17 protein-coding genes and 2 pseudogenes are annotated in these 18,288 nt (G+C 42.8%); 3 read left to right on the top strand and 16 right to left on the bottom strand.

Going from position 1 to position 18,288, the window contains the following annotated elements:
- Positions 1–115: 115 nt before the first annotated feature.
- From ACED46_RS15230 to ACED46_RS15215, 4 genes are all read right to left on the bottom strand, one after another.
- Positions 116–730 carry a LysE family translocator gene (locus tag ACED46_RS15230; protein ID WP_371721810.1) on the bottom strand — a complete coding sequence of 205 codons (615 nt, stop codon included), beginning with the start codon at positions 728–730 and terminating at the stop codon, positions 116–118.
- A 130-nt stretch (positions 731–860) separates the two neighbouring features.
- Positions 861–1,214 carry a hypothetical protein gene (locus ACED46_RS15225; protein WP_082152309.1) on the bottom strand — a complete coding sequence of 118 codons (354 nt, stop codon included), beginning with the start codon at positions 1,212–1,214 and terminating at the stop codon, positions 861–863.
- A gap of 116 nt (positions 1,215–1,330) precedes the next feature.
- Positions 1,331–2,767 (bottom strand): lipopolysaccharide biosynthesis protein, encoded by a 1,437-nt coding sequence (locus ACED46_RS15220; protein WP_371721808.1) that lies wholly within the window; start codon positions 2,765–2,767, stop codon positions 1,331–1,333.
- 16 nt (positions 2,768–2,783) lie between these two features.
- The gene (locus tag ACED46_RS15215) at positions 2,784–3,710 is read right to left on the bottom strand and encodes a glycosyltransferase (protein WP_017062218.1); all 927 of its coding nucleotides are present in this window, start codon (positions 3,708–3,710) and stop codon (positions 2,784–2,786) included.
- Between the two features lie 316 nt (positions 3,711–4,026).
- Between ACED46_RS15215 and ACED46_RS15210 the strand changes: the two genes are divergently transcribed.
- Positions 4,027–5,175, top strand: a complete 1,149-nt coding sequence (locus ACED46_RS15210; protein ID WP_371721807.1) for a glycosyltransferase family 4 protein — start codon at positions 4,027–4,029, stop codon at positions 5,173–5,175.
- A gap of 128 nt (positions 5,176–5,303) precedes the next feature.
- Here ACED46_RS15210 and ACED46_RS15205 read toward each other — a convergent pair whose 3' ends face one another.
- The 5 genes from ACED46_RS15205 to ACED46_RS15185 all read right to left on the bottom strand — a co-directional run bounded on the left by ACED46_RS15205 (position 5,304) and on the right by ACED46_RS15185 (position 8,511).
- A complete protein-coding gene (locus ACED46_RS15205; protein WP_136974212.1) occupies positions 5,304–6,077 on the bottom strand; it encodes a viroplasmin family protein in 774 nt (257 codons plus the stop codon).
- Positions 6,078–6,158: 81 nt separating this feature from the next.
- The gene (locus ACED46_RS15200; protein WP_017070270.1) at positions 6,159–6,464 is read right to left on the bottom strand and encodes an NIPSNAP family protein; all 306 of its coding nucleotides are present in this window, start codon (positions 6,462–6,464) and stop codon (positions 6,159–6,161) included.
- Positions 6,465–6,526: 62 nt separating this feature from the next.
- Positions 6,527–6,856, bottom strand: a complete 330-nt coding sequence (locus ACED46_RS15195; RefSeq protein WP_371721806.1) for an AzlD domain-containing protein — start codon at positions 6,854–6,856, stop codon at positions 6,527–6,529.
- 2 nt (positions 6,857–6,858) lie between these two features.
- On the bottom strand, positions 6,859–7,587 hold the full coding sequence (locus ACED46_RS15190) for an AzlC family ABC transporter permease (protein WP_136982857.1): 729 nt from the start codon (positions 7,585–7,587) through the stop codon (positions 6,859–6,861).
- Between the two features lie 90 nt (positions 7,588–7,677).
- Complete coding sequence (locus ACED46_RS15185) at positions 7,678–8,511, bottom strand: AraC family transcriptional regulator (RefSeq protein WP_371721805.1); 834 nt, start codon at positions 8,509–8,511, stop codon at positions 7,678–7,680.
- Positions 8,512–8,758: 247 nt separating this feature from the next.
- Between ACED46_RS15185 and ACED46_RS15180 the strand changes: the two genes are divergently transcribed.
- Positions 8,759–9,097, top strand: a complete 339-nt coding sequence (locus ACED46_RS15180) for a hypothetical protein (RefSeq protein WP_371721804.1) — start codon at positions 8,759–8,761, stop codon at positions 9,095–9,097.
- Positions 9,098–9,325: 228 nt separating this feature from the next.
- On the opposite strand, the pseudogene ACED46_RS15175 reads toward ACED46_RS15180, so the two are convergent.
- The 6 genes and pseudogenes from ACED46_RS15175 to ACED46_RS15150 all read right to left on the bottom strand — a co-directional run.
- Positions 9,326–9,436, bottom strand: a pseudogene (locus tag ACED46_RS15175) (integrase); the annotation flags it as partial.
- A 227-nt stretch (positions 9,437–9,663) separates the two neighbouring features.
- Positions 9,664–11,034 carry an L-serine ammonia-lyase gene (locus ACED46_RS15170; RefSeq protein WP_371721803.1) on the bottom strand — a complete coding sequence of 457 codons (1,371 nt, stop codon included), beginning with the start codon at positions 11,032–11,034 and terminating at the stop codon, positions 9,664–9,666.
- 112 nt (positions 11,035–11,146) lie between these two features.
- Positions 11,147–12,160, bottom strand: coding sequence for a LacI family DNA-binding transcriptional regulator (locus ACED46_RS15165; protein WP_371721802.1), 1,014 nt, complete (start codon positions 12,158–12,160; stop codon positions 11,147–11,149).
- Between the two features lie 151 nt (positions 12,161–12,311).
- Positions 12,312–13,415, bottom strand: coding sequence for a porin (locus ACED46_RS15160; RefSeq protein ID WP_371721800.1), 1,104 nt, complete (start codon positions 13,413–13,415; stop codon positions 12,312–12,314).
- Positions 13,416–13,514: 99 nt separating this feature from the next.
- Entirely contained in the window at positions 13,515–14,537 is a 1,023-nt protein-coding gene (locus ACED46_RS15155) for a nuclear transport factor 2 family protein (protein ID WP_371721799.1), read from the bottom strand.
- 1 nt (position 14,538) lies between these two features.
- The gene (locus tag ACED46_RS15150; protein ID WP_371721797.1) at positions 14,539–15,816 is read right to left on the bottom strand and encodes an MFS transporter; all 1,278 of its coding nucleotides are present in this window, start codon (positions 15,814–15,816) and stop codon (positions 14,539–14,541) included.
- Positions 15,817–16,173: 357 nt separating this feature from the next.
- Between ACED46_RS15150 and ACED46_RS15145 the strand changes: the two genes are divergently transcribed.
- Positions 16,174–17,730 (top strand): sodium/solute symporter, encoded by a 1,557-nt coding sequence (locus tag ACED46_RS15145; protein ID WP_371721796.1) that lies wholly within the window; start codon positions 16,174–16,176, stop codon positions 17,728–17,730.
- A 39-nt stretch (positions 17,731–17,769) separates the two neighbouring features.
- Here ACED46_RS15145 and ACED46_RS15140 read toward each other — a convergent pair.
- Positions 17,770–17,883: pseudogene (locus tag ACED46_RS15140) on the bottom strand (transposase); the annotation flags it as partial.
- Positions 17,884–18,288: the final 405 nt, after the last annotated feature.

Below are 18,288 nucleotides of genomic sequence, written 5' to 3'. Positions count from 1 at the left end.
CATGCAAACTCAAAGGTGCTATTAATAATATATCAACAGCCTAAAGGCTTACGAACTACCTTAACGAAGATGCCACTTAACTAACGCCTGAGGAGTAGATTAGGTTACTTATGTTTTACTGTCGAATAACCAACAAATTTGCGCCAGATAACGCAAGAAAAACCGAGCACGCTTTGTTGAAACGCTTAGCCATTTGCGGCTTGGAGAACCAGTTTCTGAGGTATAAACCAAAGGCAGCGTAGATAGATATCGCGAGCAGCTCTAACACTAGGAATGTGCCACCTAGAATGAAGAACTGTGTGTTTACATTGGCTGAAACATCAACGAATTGAGGCAGAAATGCGGTAAAGATGAGTATCGCTTTAGGGTTACCAGCTGCAAGGGTGAACTCTTGTTTAACTAGACCAAACCAATTCTTATTACGTTCGATATCCACGACCGGACTGGCGTGTGAGCGCCATAGGTTGAACGCGATCCACAACAGATACATCGCGCCAAATAGTTTGATCAGGAAAAACAGCGTTTCAGAAGTATAAAGCACAACCGCTAAGCCAGATGCAGCCAAAGCAATCATGCCAGAAAAAGCGAGGATTCTTCCTAGGCCTGCGACAAAGGCGGCCTGAAATCCGTAACAACGGGCGTTGTTCATTGATAACAAATTGTTTGGGCCCGGTGTCATGTTGAGCGCAAAACAAGCGGGGATGAACAGCAGTAACTTCCAGATTTCCATTGGTGCTTCCTAATTGCCAGATGCCGCGGTGATTGAATCGTTGAACGAGACTTTACCTTTTATAACAGCATTTAATATCTTGGGTAGCAACATTTGAAAGCAGTAACCATTCTCTGGCGCACCATGCTAATTAGTTCTCAAAAAATTTCTCATATTCTGGCGTAGACAAATTTTCCGCGACGCCAATTTCACCGACAATATAGATAGCACTCGCAAGGGTTTCGATGGTTTGATTAAGCTCTCTATCAGGCACTTCACCAACAACAGGAACCGACGGGCGTGCAGACGTTGATTTGCAGACCACGCTTTCACAAACGATATTGTGCTGTTCCTGCTGAGAAACTTCTGGCGGCTTGAAATCTGGTGAATTGAAGTCGGGAGCACTCATACCCTCGCTTGAAAAATTAGAGGCGCTGTATGAGGCAGCTGAAAACAGAGAAAGGAGCAACATCCACTTATTCATATATCTTTCCATCGTTAGCATTCGTTATATTTATAAATAATATCTAATTAAAATAATTATGAACATTGTTTTATTATTAATAATTCATATACCTCTAGACACTTATAAGGATACCCCGCACTCTAGATGAAGTGAGTTCAACTTACATGTGACTGCTTACCTAGCGTAAACTTATCGAGCAGCGCCTGCGGAACAGGAATAACAGAGTATCGAACAAAGACGACTAACGTCACTATTGCCACAAAACTGCCTAAAACAAAGTCATGAACATCAATCAACACCCAACCAAGAAGCCTGTCACTGGTAATCGCAAGTATGGCGATACTCAACGCTGCCATCCATTTACGGTGATCATAAGGTAAATATTCCATTTTTTGGCTCACGATATAGAGCAGTGACAACCTCACGGCATAAGTACCACAAAGCACCACTACCACGGCCCACACGCCATAAATCGGTGTCACAACAAGATAGCCAATGGTTGCTAAGATCGCACAACCACCCTGTATCCACATTTGCGACTGACTTGAGTCACCGCTAAAACAACCGAGGTTAAGGTAATCCCCTGCATTCTTAATCACGCCGATGGCCAAGAGTGCCACGACGATGGTACCCGCATATTGATAACTGCTAGGCAAAATCAAAGTAATAAAACCGGGTACAGTGAGGATCATCAAACAACCCAACACAATGGCCAGATTAACGCCGACTAGCGCTCTGTCCGCACACTCTTTCTTACCATCTGGTTGTTGCAGCATGGCCACCCGGTTTGGAAACCACCAAAGCGCGTAAGGCTGCAACAACAGACCAAGAATCAACGCGAACTTTCCGCTAACCGCATAAATCGCGAGTTCTTCGACACCGACGAAGCTTGCCATTACCCAGCGGTCGAGCCCCATGATCATATACATTGATGCACCGCCAACCAGAACGGGCAGTCCGAATTTTAAGATCTTCGCCGAGTATTTGAAGCAACCAAAAGATCCCATCTCTTGCCATTGATAACGCACTAAACAAACCATTAGCAACACACTGGATACCGCAGCTGAAATCAACACGCCATCTATACCGTATCCAGCCTCAAGCAAAACAAAAGTCATGATGGCTTGAACACCGGCTTTCAACACATTGAGCATGCAAAAACGTTTCGCCATCGCGTTCATACGCATCAGCGTTAGCGGGATAGAAATCGCCCCATCGAGCATGGTAGGAATAAGCAGAAGCAGTATCTGGTAAGGCTGGAATTCAACTGGCAACATTAAGATTAACAACGGCATATTGAGGGCAATCAAGGCGCCCCCAAGCACGCACACCAGCACGCTCAATGTGAAGCAGTTCGAGACGAGCTTTTGCTTTTCATCACCTTCCGCAACACCCACATAACGATACATGGCATCGACAATACCGAAGCTGAACAATATCGTCCCAATGTCTGCCAGCAAGACAATGACTTCTAAGGAACCATACTCTGCCAACGTCATATTGTGCGTAATGTACGGGATCATCACCAATGAAATCCCTTTCATCATTAATATACCGATGGCGTAGTAAGCCGACTGCTTTAAAGAACCCATAGTCGTCACCTTTTCCTTACCAAGCTGGCTTTAGGAAACTTTTACAGTCTCCAATTAGGTGTCGCAATGTGCGTTTTTGAGGTGACATGACCAAAGAACGGAAACTGTAGGCAATAGCTTGTCTATTCTGTTGTAAACCTCGATAATAGTCAGCATAACCTTCCAGTATTCTCGCCTTTGCGATTTTGAAGCTAGAAGTGGGTAGATTCCATCGTTGACTGTCATTTTGGTAATGTTGAAGAATAGTCTCTATAGACTGCAAATTTCTCAATTTAAGACTTTCAGTTTGGGTAACAGAGCTCGCTCTCATCAAGTAGCCAACCTGCACCGAGTTCAACACACCGATCTGATGGTTTTCACTCATTCGAAGCCACAGTTCCCAATCTTCCCCATACTTGATGTCAGCATTGAAACTGTCTGTTTGAGAAAACACATCCGCTTTCACCATGACCGTTGATGTTCCAATCACATTATTTTCTATGATGAACTCCAACGGGTTCTCGATATTGATGAACAGCTCATCTTGATCTTGAAACTGCGACCAGTAACTAAAGCAGTCGACTATTACTTGGTAATCTTCAGTAAGATGCTCGTAGTTAGTAAAGCTCATCGCGAGATCAGGGTAACGTTGATGAAATTCGAGTTGGCGCTCAATTTTTTCAGGAAACCAGAAATCGTCTGCGTCTAAAAAAGCGATGTATTCACCGGTCGCCTTTTCAATCCCTAGGTTTCTCGCTTGAGGCGCACCAACACCCAATGTGGACAACGTAATAATGCGTTCATCGTCTATAGAAGCAAGATACGTCGACGTTCCATCGTTACTGTTATCGTCAATGACAATCAGCTCAACATCTTGATGAGTCTGCTTTAGTACACTACCAATCGCTTTCGGCAGGTAATCCAAACAATTGTAGGTAGGAATAACAACACTTACTTTAGCCATAATGACGCCCTCAGATTTATCCTTTATATGGCTGACGTTGCATGTTCTATGCCGAGAGTGTCTTGCTATGAAATCACATCTAGATCAGCCACCTACGCGTCCATTCTCAAAATGACGACCAAACACAGATGTTCAAAAAAACTGCAACTCCAATTTGATTATCAATTTGAGAAAACGAGCGACTTCTTAAGGGGTAACCTTCGAAAAGCAATCAGAAAGCCCTCTAAAGCTACGATTCGATCTTGGTTCGTATCTTGCTTTATTGGTTATTAACTTGGCTTGATAGCTTTAGTCATATGGATTTGAGGAGTAAGGAATGAAGAAAGTAGCATTTGTGGCACCAACCTACCCTGTACTCAGTGAGACCTTCATTCAAACAGAAGTCAACTCTGTGAAAGCGTGTGGGCACGATGTTTGTGTAATGACGTTCAAAATTGAAAACAGTGAAAAACAGTTCGACTACGACATTGTCGAAATAGGTAAAAACGTTCGGAAGGGTAAAGTCGCTAGCATTAACTGGATAGGGTTCATCAAGGCTGTCTCATTTATTTCTAAGCAAACCAGCATGCCCAAAAAGTCACTGTTCGCTTATGGGTTTAAATTAGCGCTGCAACTCGCGGAAAATGACGTCGAACACGTTCACGCGCATTTCTGTCAGCACACTACAGCACACGCCATCGTCGCGGCAAAACTGCTGAATATCACCTGCTCGTTCGTTGCTCATGGTCATGATGTTTATGAGTTCGCTTATGACATTGAACATAAAATTTCATCGAGTGATTTTGTGGTTGCAGTGTGTAAAGACATGCTTGCTGACTTCAACACCATGGCGAAAGGAAACATTAAACTCTTGCATTGCGGAGTTAATACCAAACAATTCCAACTCAACCCAAAAATCGAAACGAAGCAACTTCGCTTTGTTTTCCTTGGCCGATTAGTGGAGCAAAAAGGTATCCACCATCTTATTGATGCATTGGCGCCGATTGCCGAACCTCTCGATATTCATCTCGATATCGTCGGTACTGGCGATTTAGAGCAACAGTTAAAGTTACAGGTCAAAGAGCAAGGGCTCACTCGAAACGTGACCTTTCTTGGCGCTAAGCCTCATGAATGGGTGAAAGAGAAACTATCGAATTATGACAGCCTAATCGCGCCCTTCTGTTTTTCCGAAACCGGATGTGTGGATACAGGGCCTCTGGTTTTAAAAGAAGCGATGGCTGTGGGAACGCCAGTCATTACCACCAACATCATGGGATGCAAAGAGATCGTCTCACCAGAGACAGGTTTTGTGGTTAACGAAAAAAACGTGGAAGAATTAAGAGAAGCGATTGAGCGTTTCGCGCAGCTAAGCAGCAACGATAAAGCATCGATGGGTTTAAAGGCGCGTGAGAGAGTGAAAGACAGTTTTAACTCGATCAAACAAGCTCAGCAATTATCTCGTTGGATAGAGAACCCAGCTCCATAAGAAAACGGAGCACCACAAAAACAAAAGAGCGCTACATCCATTTGAAATGTAACGCTCGTCTAGCACTGCCTAATGATGGCGACTTATGCTTTCAGTGACTTTCAGTAGCTTTTCATTAAGAAGCCTAACTAGCCTGCTCGCAGTGCCAAAATAGACTCAATATCTTCGATGTCACGATATTGAGCGAGTTGTTGCTCTTTCGATGAAATAGCCACAATCGACATTCTATCGGCCAGTTCGTTACCTTCAATACCAACGTGACCGTTCACATGGTAGATGGTAATTTTTGAAGCCAGTTCTTGGTAGAGCGCATACGCAGGCTTAATAATATCGAGGTTTTTGATCTCACCGCCAGACTTGGTCCAGCCCTTTTTCTCCCAACCCGTTGCCCACTTAGTAATACAATCAATTGAGTACTTAGAATCACAATAGATCGCAACAGAGAGGCCCGCGTTTAGCTTCTCTTTTGCGAGCAAAAACGCCTGTTTAAGGCCATGCAACTCAGCGGTATTATTGGTACCAACAGGTTGATACAAGCCATACCACAATTCGGTTAATTGGTTGTTTTGGTATACCGCTAACCCCGTCCCTGCTTCACCAGGGTTTGGTTCACACGCACCATCGGTAAAGATCTTGATATCAAAAGGCATATCAGTGATTTGCTGCTCCGAAAGAGGCGGCACCTTAGCTTTCGTCGCCTTACCCGCAGAGTTTGGCTTTGTCGCTGTAGAACCTGACGCAGACGACGTTTTACCACCGAAAGCAGACTCAGCCTCGCCTAGTGTTGGGAACGATTTATATCTCGCACCAGCAAAGCCATCGACTTGAGACTTACAGTCATTCCAAGTGGTAAAAATACCCGGTGTACGACCTTTCCAAACCACATAATATTTCTTAGCCAAACTAACTCCTTACCAAAACCTAAACACACAAACAGTGAATCAGTACATTAGATGCCACCACGCTATACGTTGCAAGGTCTATCACTCTAAAACAGGTCTAAAAAAGCTGCGTTCATAACTCACGATGCAATCAACTTCGTCTGCAAATTCAAACGCTTTAATACACTCGGCATCGTTCAACGATTTAATCCGATACTCTTCATAGGCAGCCAAACTTTCAAAGGTAAACAGCGCCAAGGCAATATTGTTCGCCCCTTCCGACGGTAAAAAATAACCATTGTGTTGGCCCCCGAATTTAGCGACCAGAGGAATCCACATTTTTGCGTATGCCTCAAACTCATTTACCTTTTTAGGATCAATCACATATCGAACATAACAAGTAATCATATTTATACAGCCCTTAAATAATAGGAGAAACACAAAGCCTAAGTTGACATTGAAGTTGAAGCTCACGAGAAAAGGTAATCAACCACGACAAGGTTATAGAACAAAAACACCGCCATGCTGACGCCGATCGTTAGCAGCACATTGCCTGTTTTCCAAATCAACAGACCTGTGACCACCGCGCCTATCAAGTATGGGTTTTCAAGGCTTGGCCAAAATGTTTGTTCTGGTGCAAATACAATTGGCCCCCAAATCGCAGTCAGCACCGCTGGGCTTGAATAGCGCAATAGGAGCCTTGCGGTTTGATTGAGTCGAAGCGGGATTGCAGGCTCAAGAAACAAATACCGGCTAAAGAAAACAATCGCAGTCATGAGTAATATCGTTAACCAAATCATCTCTATTTCCCCTCCACGATTGTCTTGTTACCGTTGTTTCGCTCTTGGAACGACTCGCTGAAAAAGCCCGCTAACATACCGGCGATCACTGCAATCATTAGCCCGCCCTCAATATTGTTAACCGACATGGCAACCGAAGTGACCAATGAAACCACAACACACACAACGACGGGTAGAGTTCGGATTAATGGGAACACCAAAGCGATAAAGGTTGCTGCGACCGCGAAGTCGAGCCCAATCTCATTAAGCGAAGGAATTTGGCTTCCCGCGACAATGCCGACAAAGCTCGCAATATTCCAAACGAGATAAAAACCGCCGCCTACACCCGCAGCATACCAGCGATTAAATTCTTTCTGAGACTGCCCACTACAAATCGCGAACAGCTCATCGGTGAGCCAAAATCCGAGTAATAGACGCCAACGCGCAGGAAGATGGCTAATTTTGTCACGCATCGATACGCTATACAGAAAGTGTCTTGAGGTGATGAACAGTGTGGTCAACAACATAGTGCCTAAACCAATACCCGCTTTGAACATACCCGCAGCGACAAGTTGCGCTGAGCCAGCAAACAAAATAGCCGACATCGCTTGCGCTTGAAGTTGATTCAATCCGGCATCTATCGCATATGAACCGGCTAGAATTCCCCAAGGGATCACCGCAATGCTCAAGGGCATTCCCGCTAAAACGCCCTTCCATAACTGTGTTCGTCTATCCATTGTTTCACTATCCATATAGTTCTTTTCTCTTTTCACATTAGCTATTCAATGTAAGAGGAGTTGAGTCGGTTCGATTGTACAAACTTGCTCGATTTCGCGAACGAATTAGAGCATTTTAATGTATTGCCCCGGCGTGTAGCCATTGGCCTTTTTGAAGTGTCGATGAAAATGGCTTTGATCATGAAAGCCACACTCTTGCGCGGTATCTGAAATGGTATGTCCTTGTTTCAATAACTTACGCGAAAGCCTTAACCGAGATTGGATTTGATACGCATGTGGCGGAAGACCAAACTCTTTTTGAAAAGAACGCACTAAGTGAAACGGACTCAATGCCGCTAACTTAGACAGCTCCTCTAGGGACACATCGGCTTGTGGAAAATCATCTAAGAACTCTTTCACCAAGACAAGCTGGCGCTGAGTTTTCCCATCGAGTTGGGGGTTAAGCGGCGATTTTCCGTGTCGGCTAATCAGTTTAACCAACATCCCGTACATCAAGGTCTCTCTTAACAAGCGATTGTCAGATTCATCAATCGTGTTAAAGACTAATCTCAATTGATTGGCGAGTTCAGGATCTTCAACAACCGCTCTTGGGAAGTAAGGCGCCCCGTAATTGGGTAGGTTTAGCTCTTGAGTGATCTTGGCAAGTTGATCTGGGAGTGGATACATGGCTCGATACGCCCAACCGCCTTCAGTGGCAGAGTGACCGCTATGGACTTCGTCGGCATTGACCAGAATAATCGCATTTTGTGGCGCAATATGATGTCCGCCCGTTCGATAGAAACGCTGAGCGCCCTGCTCGATGACTCCCAGCGTATAGCCCTCGTGGCTGTGGCGCGAGAAGTTCTGCTTTTCGTATTCAGCATTAAGAATTTCAAGGCCGCCGAGCTCTTCGGTTATCTTATATTCGGCCTTTTCTTTAGAGCGTTTATTGTTCTCCATAACAATTCCTAAGCCTGTTAATTATCGAGCGACTTATCAGTCTACTCTATTGTCTCTTTCAGCTTTTGTACAAAATTGCGCATTTGGCGGTTAATACATTTTTTGACCTAGGAATTAAACGGCTCAATAACGTGCTCTAATTGCGAGCAAGATCGTGGTCTTTAAGCAGTTATCGAAGAATTGACAAATCAACGACTTAATCATGCTCATAATCCCCGCCAATTATTAGTAACTGTTCAGAGATATGATGAAGAAAGCCTTAGCATTGATCTTTTTCTTGAGCCTTACGGGTTGCACGCATAATCAGTCCAAAGCACTAAGCATGAACTCCTCGCCAGTCAATACGTATCCTCAATCCATGTCGAACCTGCAACTTTGTGACACCTTGTATTACGGGCGCTCAAGTAACCAGACTCTCGCAGCAATTGGCAGTGAATTCAATCGAAGAGGATTATCCAAGAGTTGGTGTGATACCGAAACCAACAAGCTTTATCTAACAAAGACAATCGATTGGGTAGCTGACCAAGTAGAAGACAAAGAAGATTCAGAGGAAGATGCGTCGGCAGTGGTGTTGCCTGCGAATTGAGAAAGATGAAACGTTCTTGAACAAGAAAAAGGCAAACTGCAGATAGCAAAAAGCGTCCAACCACTTGATTATTTTCAATTACTTAGTTGACAATTAAAAACATAATGCGTCCAAAATTAAAATCATAAGGTGTCCTTTTAATAAACTTCAACAACAGCACGAGAGTTGAGTGAAAGAAAGTTACACAACATTAGAAATGGGCATAACTTGCTACGAGCAGGTTCTGGGTAACCGCATCAAACTATTTTCAATCTCTAGTCTGGTTCTGATCCGCCAAATTTCCTCACGACGAAAAGGCTTTTTGACGCCATTTCGTTTTGTTTTGTTGAAAACCACCATGATGACCTCCTTTTTTTATTTGGTCATCACGATTGTAGTTGGAAGAAAATGAACAAAAGTTTTCCAGTGACTTTCCGAAATTAGAGTATTATGAATAACTATATATGGAAAGTTGTTTAACTTAGTGTTCAATATTGATGTTACAGATCTGTGTAATTTTCATGGTACTTAGCATGATCCTGATTTCATCGAAATCAAGCACCTTCACTGATCACCGCTATAGCTCCTTACTCACAAGGAGGAGCTAAATGAATTAACGCCAAACCACCTAATGAGGTTTCACGGTATTTTTTGTTCATGTCTTTACCCGTTTGGTACATGGTTTCAATCACTTTATCTAGTGAGATAAGGCACTTACTGTTACGTTTTAATGCCATTCTAGAAGCATTGATAGCCTTCATCGCGCCCATTGCATTACGCTCAATACAAGGAACCTGTACCAAGCCTCCAATAGGGTCGCAGGTCATTCCTAACGAATGTTCCATCGCAATTTCTGCGGCAATACAAATCTGCTCGTTACCACCACCACGAAGTGCTGTCAGACCCGCAGCTGCCATCGATGATGAAACACCCACCTCCCCCTGACAGCCAACTTCGGCACCAGAGATAGAAGCATTGGTTTTATATAAAATGCCGATAGCACCAGAAACCGCTAAAAAGTCTTTCAACTGTTTCGTATCTAACGGTCGAATAAAGCGATGATAATAGGTCAGTACCGCAGGAATAACACCTGCAGCACCATTGGTTGGAGATGTGACTACCTGTCCTCCAGCGGCGTTTTCTTCGCTGACCGAAAAAGCAAACAGGTTGATCCAATCCATGATTTCCATCGGATCGCTCTCTACCGCAGCATTGGCTTCAAGCTTTTTAAGCAAATTTGGGGCTCGGCGAGTAACGTTTAGCCCACCATCAAGCACGCCTTCAGTTTCAAAGCCACGTTCCATGCAGCGGCTCATTACACGCCAAATTTGGTCAGCTTTAGCATCAATCGCTTCCATACCTTGAAACGCTAATTCATTTTGCAATACAAAGCCGCCAATGCTCATGCCTTTCTCGTTAGCAAGGTTGAGCATTTCTTCTGCATTTTTGAATGGATTTTCGACTTCAACTTGCGCAGTCGTTACACCATTTTCCAATTCATCTGTCGTTGCAATAAAGCCCCCACCAACAGAATAGTAAGTCTCGAAACCTATCACTTCTCCATGGTTACCAAACGCGGTGATTGTCATACCGTTTTCGTGCAGTGGCAGGTTTTCTTTATGGAACACCATATCGGTATCATAATCGAACATAATGTCATGCTTTCCAGCCAAAGCGAGTGCTTTATCTTTGATCGCAGTACGCATGGCTTGATTAGCGCTAGTAATTTTGATGGTGTCCGGTTTATTACCTAAAAGACCTAAGATCGTTGCTCGATCAGTGTGGTGGCCTATACCTGTGAGTGACAGAGAACCATACAAATCGACTTGGATGCGCACAACTTTTGCTAAGTTCGATTCAATAATACGAGTAAATTGATAGCCCGCAATCATTGGCCCATTGGTATGAGAGCTTGAAGGGCCCACCCCTACTTTGTAAATATCAAATATAGATAGCATAAACGTTCCAAATTGTATTGTTGAGTTGAATTTTGGGTGCAGTAACTCACTGCCTATCACATTGACAGGCAGTCGCTTAACTTGCTGGTTATTTATTAGTTGATGATGCGACTTAAGTCGGCTGTCTCAATGTCCCACGCTCAATAAACTTGGCTGAGACGTTGATGTTAAAGATTCTATCTGTTTGACCATTGATCTGCTGATCTAAGAAAGAAACAGCTTCATTTGAAAGGCGTTTTATATTCTGACGAAATGAAGTAAGTTCATAGCCTGACCATGATGACGGCTCCAAGTCATCGTAGCCGATGACTTGGATATCTTGTGGTATTTTATAGCCAAATTCAAACCGAACAACATCCATAAAGGCATAGGCGATGACATCCGTCGCGCAAAGAACTGAGTCAGGCACACCTTTCTGTTTTATTCTTTTACGTATGAAGGACTTACACGCTTCGTAATCAAAATGGGTAACTAAAGTTTCTGGCCTATGTCCTAACTCATTCTCAATTTCGGATGCAAAACCATTAAAGCGATCATCGTTAGTTTTTGATGGTAAGTGACCAGTAATATACAGAAAGTCTTGGCCATTTCTTTTAAGCATTTCGCTCGCGGCTAGCTCACCGGCCCCATAATTATCGCTAGCGGCATAACTGCAATCAGATTCTACGTCAACACGCATAATCTGAACGACAGGTAATCCAAGCAAATTACATTCATAATATAAGTTAGTTTCGTGGTGCGCTGATGCAGTGATTATTCCATCGACTTTATACTGCAACAAGTTCGTTATGGAATAGCTCTCCTCTTGATTTAACTCGCCAGGAATTAAAAGTGCTGTGTAGCCTTTTGCTTTACATGCCTGAACTAAATGATTGAGCAGTTCTAAATAAATAGGGTAATTAGCACTGGGTAATAGTATTCCAATCAGGTTAGCTCGACTGTTATTTAAAGTGCGTGCATAAGCATTCGGTCGATAGTTAAGTTGTGCTATCGCATCCATCACTTTCTGCTTTGTGTCTTCTTTTGTGTAACCTTTGCCACTCAACACCCGTGATACTGTAGCCTGCGATACCCCCGCTAATCGAGCAACATCGTTAGATGTAGGGTTTTTACTATTTTTTGACACACATAACTCCAAGATTCATTGATTTGATAGTGAACAATCTATTTCTAGTCGTTCTTTCAGCGATAACTTGCATAAATTATGCATGCGGCCACTCATCAATGGCAACTTAAAAAGCATCGGCCCTTATCTCATCACGATGCCGCTCTATTTATCAGAAGTAGTAACGCATACCCGCAGCAAACTGATTCTCGGCCGTATCAAATTTATGACCTGAAGTCAGTTGATCGTTGCCCATATCAATTTGATACTCTGCCCAGAGTAAAAAGGTATTGCGTGTAAAGTGATATTCTAATCCTGGAGCCAATAGATGACGCGTATAGTCAACATCAGTATCACGGCTTTCAAAGTAATTATAATTTAATGTAGGTCGTAACCCATTATCAAAATGATAATAAGCGTAGAATTCCCCGCCCATCGTATCAAACATCGCATTAGTGGTAGAGGAGGTCTCTACCGACTCCCAGTTTTCACCAACGTGAGCTGTTGCACCAAGATACCAATGATCGTCTGCGTAATTAACACCCACCAACAAGATCCGCATCATATCGCCGTTTTCAATGCTATCAACACTGAGGCTAAGATCATTGATTTCATTTTGTTGGTAAGCAAAGCCTACAGACACATTTTCAATACCACTATAACGTAACGAACCACCCAGGCCATTTTCTAACGTTGCTGTCGCTCGGTTGTTTTCAGAACCAGATAAACCGACATCATGTCTCGACGCCTGAAGGGTAATACCATAATGCCAGCTTTCACCAATATCATTGCGATACACCAACGAGTTCTCTGCACGACCTGTACCTGAAGCAATACCCCAGTCTTCTAAATTGTAAACACCTGAAGCACGCGTACCAAAGACACGTCCCATGTCGGTAAACCACGCAACATCATAAAATGCTGACCACTGTTTTGTACCCAGAGATATGTTACCGTACTTATCATGTTTCAGACCAACATAGAGTAAACGGTCATAAATATTATCTCCATTATCACCCGAGTTATAACCCCACTCGGCGTGACCAAACCCCACCCAATCGTTAGATAGAATTTTTTGTCCTTTAAAACCTAGGCGAGAGCTGCCACTATCAACAGTCGTTGGCGTGTCTCCTCCTTTGTCACGGTATCTTGCTTCAAAACGACCATCGATCGTTAACGAATCTCCGGCCTCATTTGTCATGGTCTGAGCTGAAATAGCAGGTAGGGAAAAGAGCGTCGTCAGTGCAGTCACACAAACTATAGGCAACTTTTTCATTGTTATTGTTTACCTTTGAGAGTTATTTAAAAAGGGCATTTGATAAATTAGAAGTTGCCGCATCCTTGCGGCAGGTTGGGAGCATATTTGTAATATGAGTTATAATTTAGGGTTAGTAATTCCTGTTGTGCGCTCCAACACATCAAGACCTTGTTGTTTCAGCCAGTAAGGGATATCAATCAGCACCCAGTTTTCAGATAGCTTGTCATCTTGGCGGTAGTACACATCTACGACTTGCATATCGGCTTTGACTTCACCACCAGGTAACCCTAGGAAGCCGCCTGTCGGTACATTAGATAGGTTTGGCCAACCGAAGAAACAAGAGAAGTTACCTTCTGCGAAGCGACATACGTGACCATTGAACACTTTGTCTTTCAGACCGCTACGGAATGGCATTTGATGACCTTTCTGGTAACGAGGAATGGTGTATTGAGCACCAATACCACAAGGACCGTACCAAATCATATCTTCTTGCCAACGCAAACGTAGACATTCACGTAATGTTTCCATGTCAGCAAATGGTGCCGTCTTATTTAAGCGATCAATGTCATCGACCATAAGGTTCATCACTTCTTGAGTTTTCAAACCTTCTTCTGCTGGCGCATCTTCAAATAGCAGACCATCGTGGTTACGAGGTCCCGGGTATACGAAATGATTACCTGTCATTGGTGCTAGAGGGTAACAGCCCGCTTGGTTCATGAAACCTAGTAAGTCTAAGAACAAGCCCGTTTTAGTGATCTTGCCATTTTGGACACAGCTAAACTCAGCGTAGCGAAGGTGCTGTAATTTACCTGTGTATTTAATGCCTAACCAATCGGTATCAAATAAGCCCATAAAATGACCCATACTCATGACCCAGATTTCATCATTGAACTCGTTCTGACCACCGATAAAGATGTCTTGACGACGTTGCATGCGGGTGAGCGACTGCTTTAATGGCTCCCATACTTGTTTTGCAACTTCATCTTTACCTGAACGCTCACGGAATGGATAGCTACCTAAAAACTCATAGTCATCTGACATGAACTCGTCCATCACTGATTGGACTTCAGATGCCTGACACTTTTCTAGCGCCTCAAAGTACTCTCTTACTAATTTTTTTGCAGGTTGAAAACGTGACATATTATTTTTCCGTTGCTAGTTTATCTGATTTATTTTTGGCGAAAACGCCATGTTCTAGTGTTTCTGGTAGGCTTAGCCATACAAATGCTGCGACAAACCACACGATTGGTGAGCCCCACATTGCAGTTTCAAGTGAAGTGTGGCTTTGAATAAAGACAAGAACCATAGGTGCCCACATACCGATGATACGGCCGCCATGGAACAATGCTGCTCCGTAACCACGTAAGTGACTTGGGAATAACTCGATAAAGTAACCACCCCAGATAAGACTTGAAGATAAGCCGAAGTTGTAAAGGAGCCCCAAAATTGCGAGTAGGTTTAAACCCAAAATTTCAACATTTGAAGGGGCAACAAAGAATGCGGCAGACATAACACCCGCGAGGATGAAACCGAATGCGTTGACTTTACGTCCCCATTTATCTGAAATCGCACCCCATATCCAGCCACCAAATAGGTTACCGAAGGCCGCAATAGAAAAGATAAGGCCCACGGTTCCCGCATCGAACATGCGAACTTCTTTAAGATAAGTGGTTACAAAGCCACTAAAAAACTGATAACCATAGAAATTCAACCCTGCCAATAGTAGGCAGCAGAGAGTAAAACGGCGGTAGTTCACAGAGAACATTTCACTCCAGCTACCTTTCTTCTCTTCACCGGTTTCGGTCTTTTCTATATTTTCAGCACCAAAGGCGATATAACGTTTTTCACTTGGGATAAACAACGCCATTAAGCCAGCAATAATGATCGGCGGTAGGCCACCAGCAACCATCAAACCTTGCCAAGGTGCATCAATGTTCGATAGATAAGCCGCGTAACCACCCATAAAGATCAACGCCACTGAGAACATGCTGGATAAGAAGGCGGTCATCTTGCCGCGAATACTAGCTGGGAACATACCTGTCATCACAGTGAATGCGATAGTGGCATAGGCACCTAATGAAAAACCGATGACTAAACGAGCAATGGACCAAGTGATATAGTCTGTCAATGCGATATTAGCCAATGTTGCGGCACCATTTAACAGCGCAACAAAAACTAACCCACGCTTACCTGCTATTTTTGCGGCGACGATAGCACCCAGTAGCGCTCCCACCGATTGCCAAGTGTAGAACTGAGCAGTATGTGCAAGTGTAATAGAGTCGTATGATTCGACAATAAATGGTCGAACATAGTCAATGATTACAAAGTTGTAGGCATAGAAAAAATGTCCTGCCAAAAGTATGATATAAGCCAGTATTCGATGCTGGATCGATACTTCACTCATGTGTTTTAGATTCATGATGTCGTCCTAGAGTTTCAATATTTAGGGCATACATTGCAGTGACAATTACAATCACTCACCTCGCCCGTTCGCTATATATTATTCATAAACCGACCTCGATAAAACATTGATCAATATCAACCTTTAGGTGTACGTATACACTCAAATAATTACATATGAAATCAAATATTTTTTATAATTACATAAAAATCCATTTTAAAATAGAAACTTAACTAGTAGGGATTATTAACTAATGTATACGTATTCATTAAAATATTCACAAGCTGATGGTTATTTTCTTGATAGCGATCACGACCTATTCCGTCGCTTATAATGTAAAATCTCAGCCTAAATAGAACTGAATCAGAGACCACCATGGGTAACATCACACTTTTCATTGTTTTGGGGTATATGGCTCTAACTTTCCTAATTGGCTATTTAATCAGTCGAAAAACAGGCGATAAAGGGAGTGTATCCACAGGAGAAAGGAACTTTAGCGCGTGGGTTGCGGGGGTTTCAATTCTCGCTACTTATGTGAGTGCGATGACATTTATCGGTGTACCTGGATGGGTATATCAAAGTGGAATGGAAGCGCTGATCATTCATATCAACTACCCGATCGTTATCTTTTTCGTTTGTTCTTTTTTCGTCCCAGTTTTTTACAAGATGAAAATTCAGTCAATATACGAATATCTAGAGATTCGTTTTGGCTACAAAGCCAGAATGATTAATGTGGTCGCTTTCTTATTCATTCAAACCATCTCTGCCGCGTTAGCTCTTTACGCGATTGCCCTATTGGTTTCACGTATCTTACCGCTTGATATTTATGAGTGCATTGTGGTGATTTCAATTTTTACCGCCGCTTATACCTACTTGGGTGGGATCGCTGCGGTTATGTGGACGGATGTCTTACAAACCTGTGTACTGGTTTTAGGCTTTAGCTTAGTTTTCTATTTTCTCAGCCAAAGCATCACAATGGATGAAATACTAGCCAATAAAGAGGTCGTTATTGATAAGTTATTGGTCCTAGACACGAGCCTAGACTTTACCAAGGATACGACGCTTTATGCTGGACTATTTGCTGTCGCTTTTTTGCACCTAAGTGTTTACGGATCAAATCAACTTATTATTCAAAGGACGCTAGCAACAAAAGATTTAACGTCAGCACGCAAGTCGATGCTGTATGTGGGATACGGAATGTTTTTTGTTTACTTGCTATTCTCACTTATGGGAGTACTACTGTATATATTCTATAATGGCCAGGAATTTGTGAACGCGAACAGTATCGTTCTTCATTTTGTCTTTAATAATACAAATGAAATCGTGCAAGGTATCGTTACCGCTTCACTCATCGCAGCAGCAATGTCAACTCTTGATTCTACCTATAACTCGATGTCGACCATCTTAACTTATGATATCTACAAGCGTTTTATTCAAAGAAACAGAACAGAGAAACACTACAACATTGTCGCAAAGCGATTTTCCTTATTTTGTGCCGCTATACTAATACTCCCTGCAATGCTAAGCATTTCAAATGAGTCGGTTACAAAGCTCATTGCAAGCTTTACTTCTCTCTTCGTCGGAGTGCGTCTTGGATCATTTTTATTAGGTCTATTTTGCAAACGAGCCAATGAGTCGGGTGTGATATTTGGCACAATCACCAGTCTTATCTCTTTGATGATATGCCATTTATCTAATATTGCATGGCCTTGGCAAGCACCTATTGGAACCTTTGTGTTTATTGCAACAGGCGTTCTGACAAGTCACTACTTCGGTAAGCAAAGCCGTGAAAACATCAAGTTCATTAGTACCCAAGCACAGTTATTTGAACGCCCCACCATTGGGCAGTATGGATTATTACTATTTACCTTATTTACACTCGCTGTATGTTATTATTTGCCAAGTGCTGTTGATTTTGTAAGCGTATCATAAAGTGATACGCACTTTGTGTACGATACATGGCTGAATTTAGGTTTTTGGATAGACTGAGCTGATTACGTATGGGAAGCCTTTGATACCATCCACACAAAAAATAAAGATATCGTTCACTCCTCTATTTTGAAGCTCGGTGAGAATACTGAGCCAGATGTCGGAGGGCATTGTTTGAAACTTTTTCTACCTGCCGAAGCTTGTTCTATCATGGCTACAAGAGACTAAATCTGACAATAAAGATTGAAACCTAGACTCGAACAACATGACTTACCAAAGAAAGTGTGACAACAAAGTTTGTTAGCGATGATCGCTGTTACATTGCCACGCTTTCAAGACGCTTCATAATCGACAATGGGCTAGCATGATAGCTAGCTCAGTATTGGCTCATACAGGTATTACTTATGACTACCTAGTTGAGAACTTCCGACCTTTGGTTGTTGATGGTTATTTAAAATAAGATTTCATAGCGCTCATTTATGAGCGCTTTTTTATGCCAATTTTATGGTTCATCGCGGATTAGCGGGAACTAAAAACAAAAACGGTAGTAAGTGATATGGT

It is taken from the genome of Vibrio sp. 1S139 (assembly GCF_041439475.1).
GTDB lineage: Bacteria > Pseudomonadota > Gammaproteobacteria > Enterobacterales > Vibrionaceae > Vibrio > Vibrio crassostreae_C.
The sequence above is the reverse complement of the archived record's forward strand: the minus strand, read 5'-3'. Positions and strand labels throughout refer to the sequence as shown.

Bases quoted from the DNA above. Each gene is read 5' to 3' on its own strand.
- ACED46_RS15160 (WP_371721800.1), bottom strand. From the start codon at position 13,415: ATGAAAAAGTTGCCTATAGTTTGTGTGACTGCACTGACGACGCTCTTT.
- ACED46_RS15190 (WP_136982857.1), bottom strand. From the start codon at position 7,587: ATGGATAGTGAAACAATGGATAGACGAACACAGTTATGGAAGGGCGTT.
- ACED46_RS15210 (WP_371721807.1), top strand. From the start codon at position 4,027: ATGAAGAAAGTAGCATTTGTGGCACCAACCTACCCTGTACTCAGTGAG.
- ACED46_RS15145 (WP_371721796.1), top strand. From the start codon at position 16,174: ATGGGTAACATCACACTTTTCATTGTTTTGGGGTATATGGCTCTAACT.
- ACED46_RS15230 (WP_371721810.1), bottom strand. From the start codon at position 730: ATGGAAATCTGGAAGTTACTGCTGTTCATCCCCGCTTGTTTTGCGCTC.
- ACED46_RS15170 (WP_371721803.1), bottom strand. From the start codon at position 11,034: ATGCTATCTATATTTGATATTTACAAAGTAGGGGTGGGCCCTTCAAGC.
- ACED46_RS15195 (WP_371721806.1), bottom strand. From the start codon at position 6,856: ATGATTTGGTTAACGATATTACTCATGACTGCGATTGTTTTCTTTAGC.
- ACED46_RS15225 (WP_082152309.1), bottom strand. From the start codon at position 1,214: ATGCTAACGATGGAAAGATATATGAATAAGTGGATGTTGCTCCTTTCT.
- ACED46_RS15180 (WP_371721804.1), top strand. From the start codon at position 8,759: ATGAAGAAAGCCTTAGCATTGATCTTTTTCTTGAGCCTTACGGGTTGC.
- ACED46_RS15220 (WP_371721808.1), bottom strand. From the start codon at position 2,767: ATGGGTTCTTTAAAGCAGTCGGCTTACTACGCCATCGGTATATTAATG.
- ACED46_RS15150 (WP_371721797.1), bottom strand. From the start codon at position 15,816: ATGAATCTAAAACACATGAGTGAAGTATCGATCCAGCATCGAATACTG.
- ACED46_RS15155 (WP_371721799.1), bottom strand. From the start codon at position 14,537: ATGTCACGTTTTCAACCTGCAAAAAAATTAGTAAGAGAGTACTTTGAG.
- ACED46_RS15200 (WP_017070270.1), bottom strand. From the start codon at position 6,464: ATGATTACTTGTTATGTTCGATATGTGATTGATCCTAAAAAGGTAAAT.
- ACED46_RS15185 (WP_371721805.1), bottom strand. From the start codon at position 8,511: ATGGAGAACAATAAACGCTCTAAAGAAAAGGCCGAATATAAGATAACC.
- ACED46_RS15215 (WP_017062218.1), bottom strand. From the start codon at position 3,710: ATGGCTAAAGTAAGTGTTGTTATTCCTACCTACAATTGTTTGGATTAC.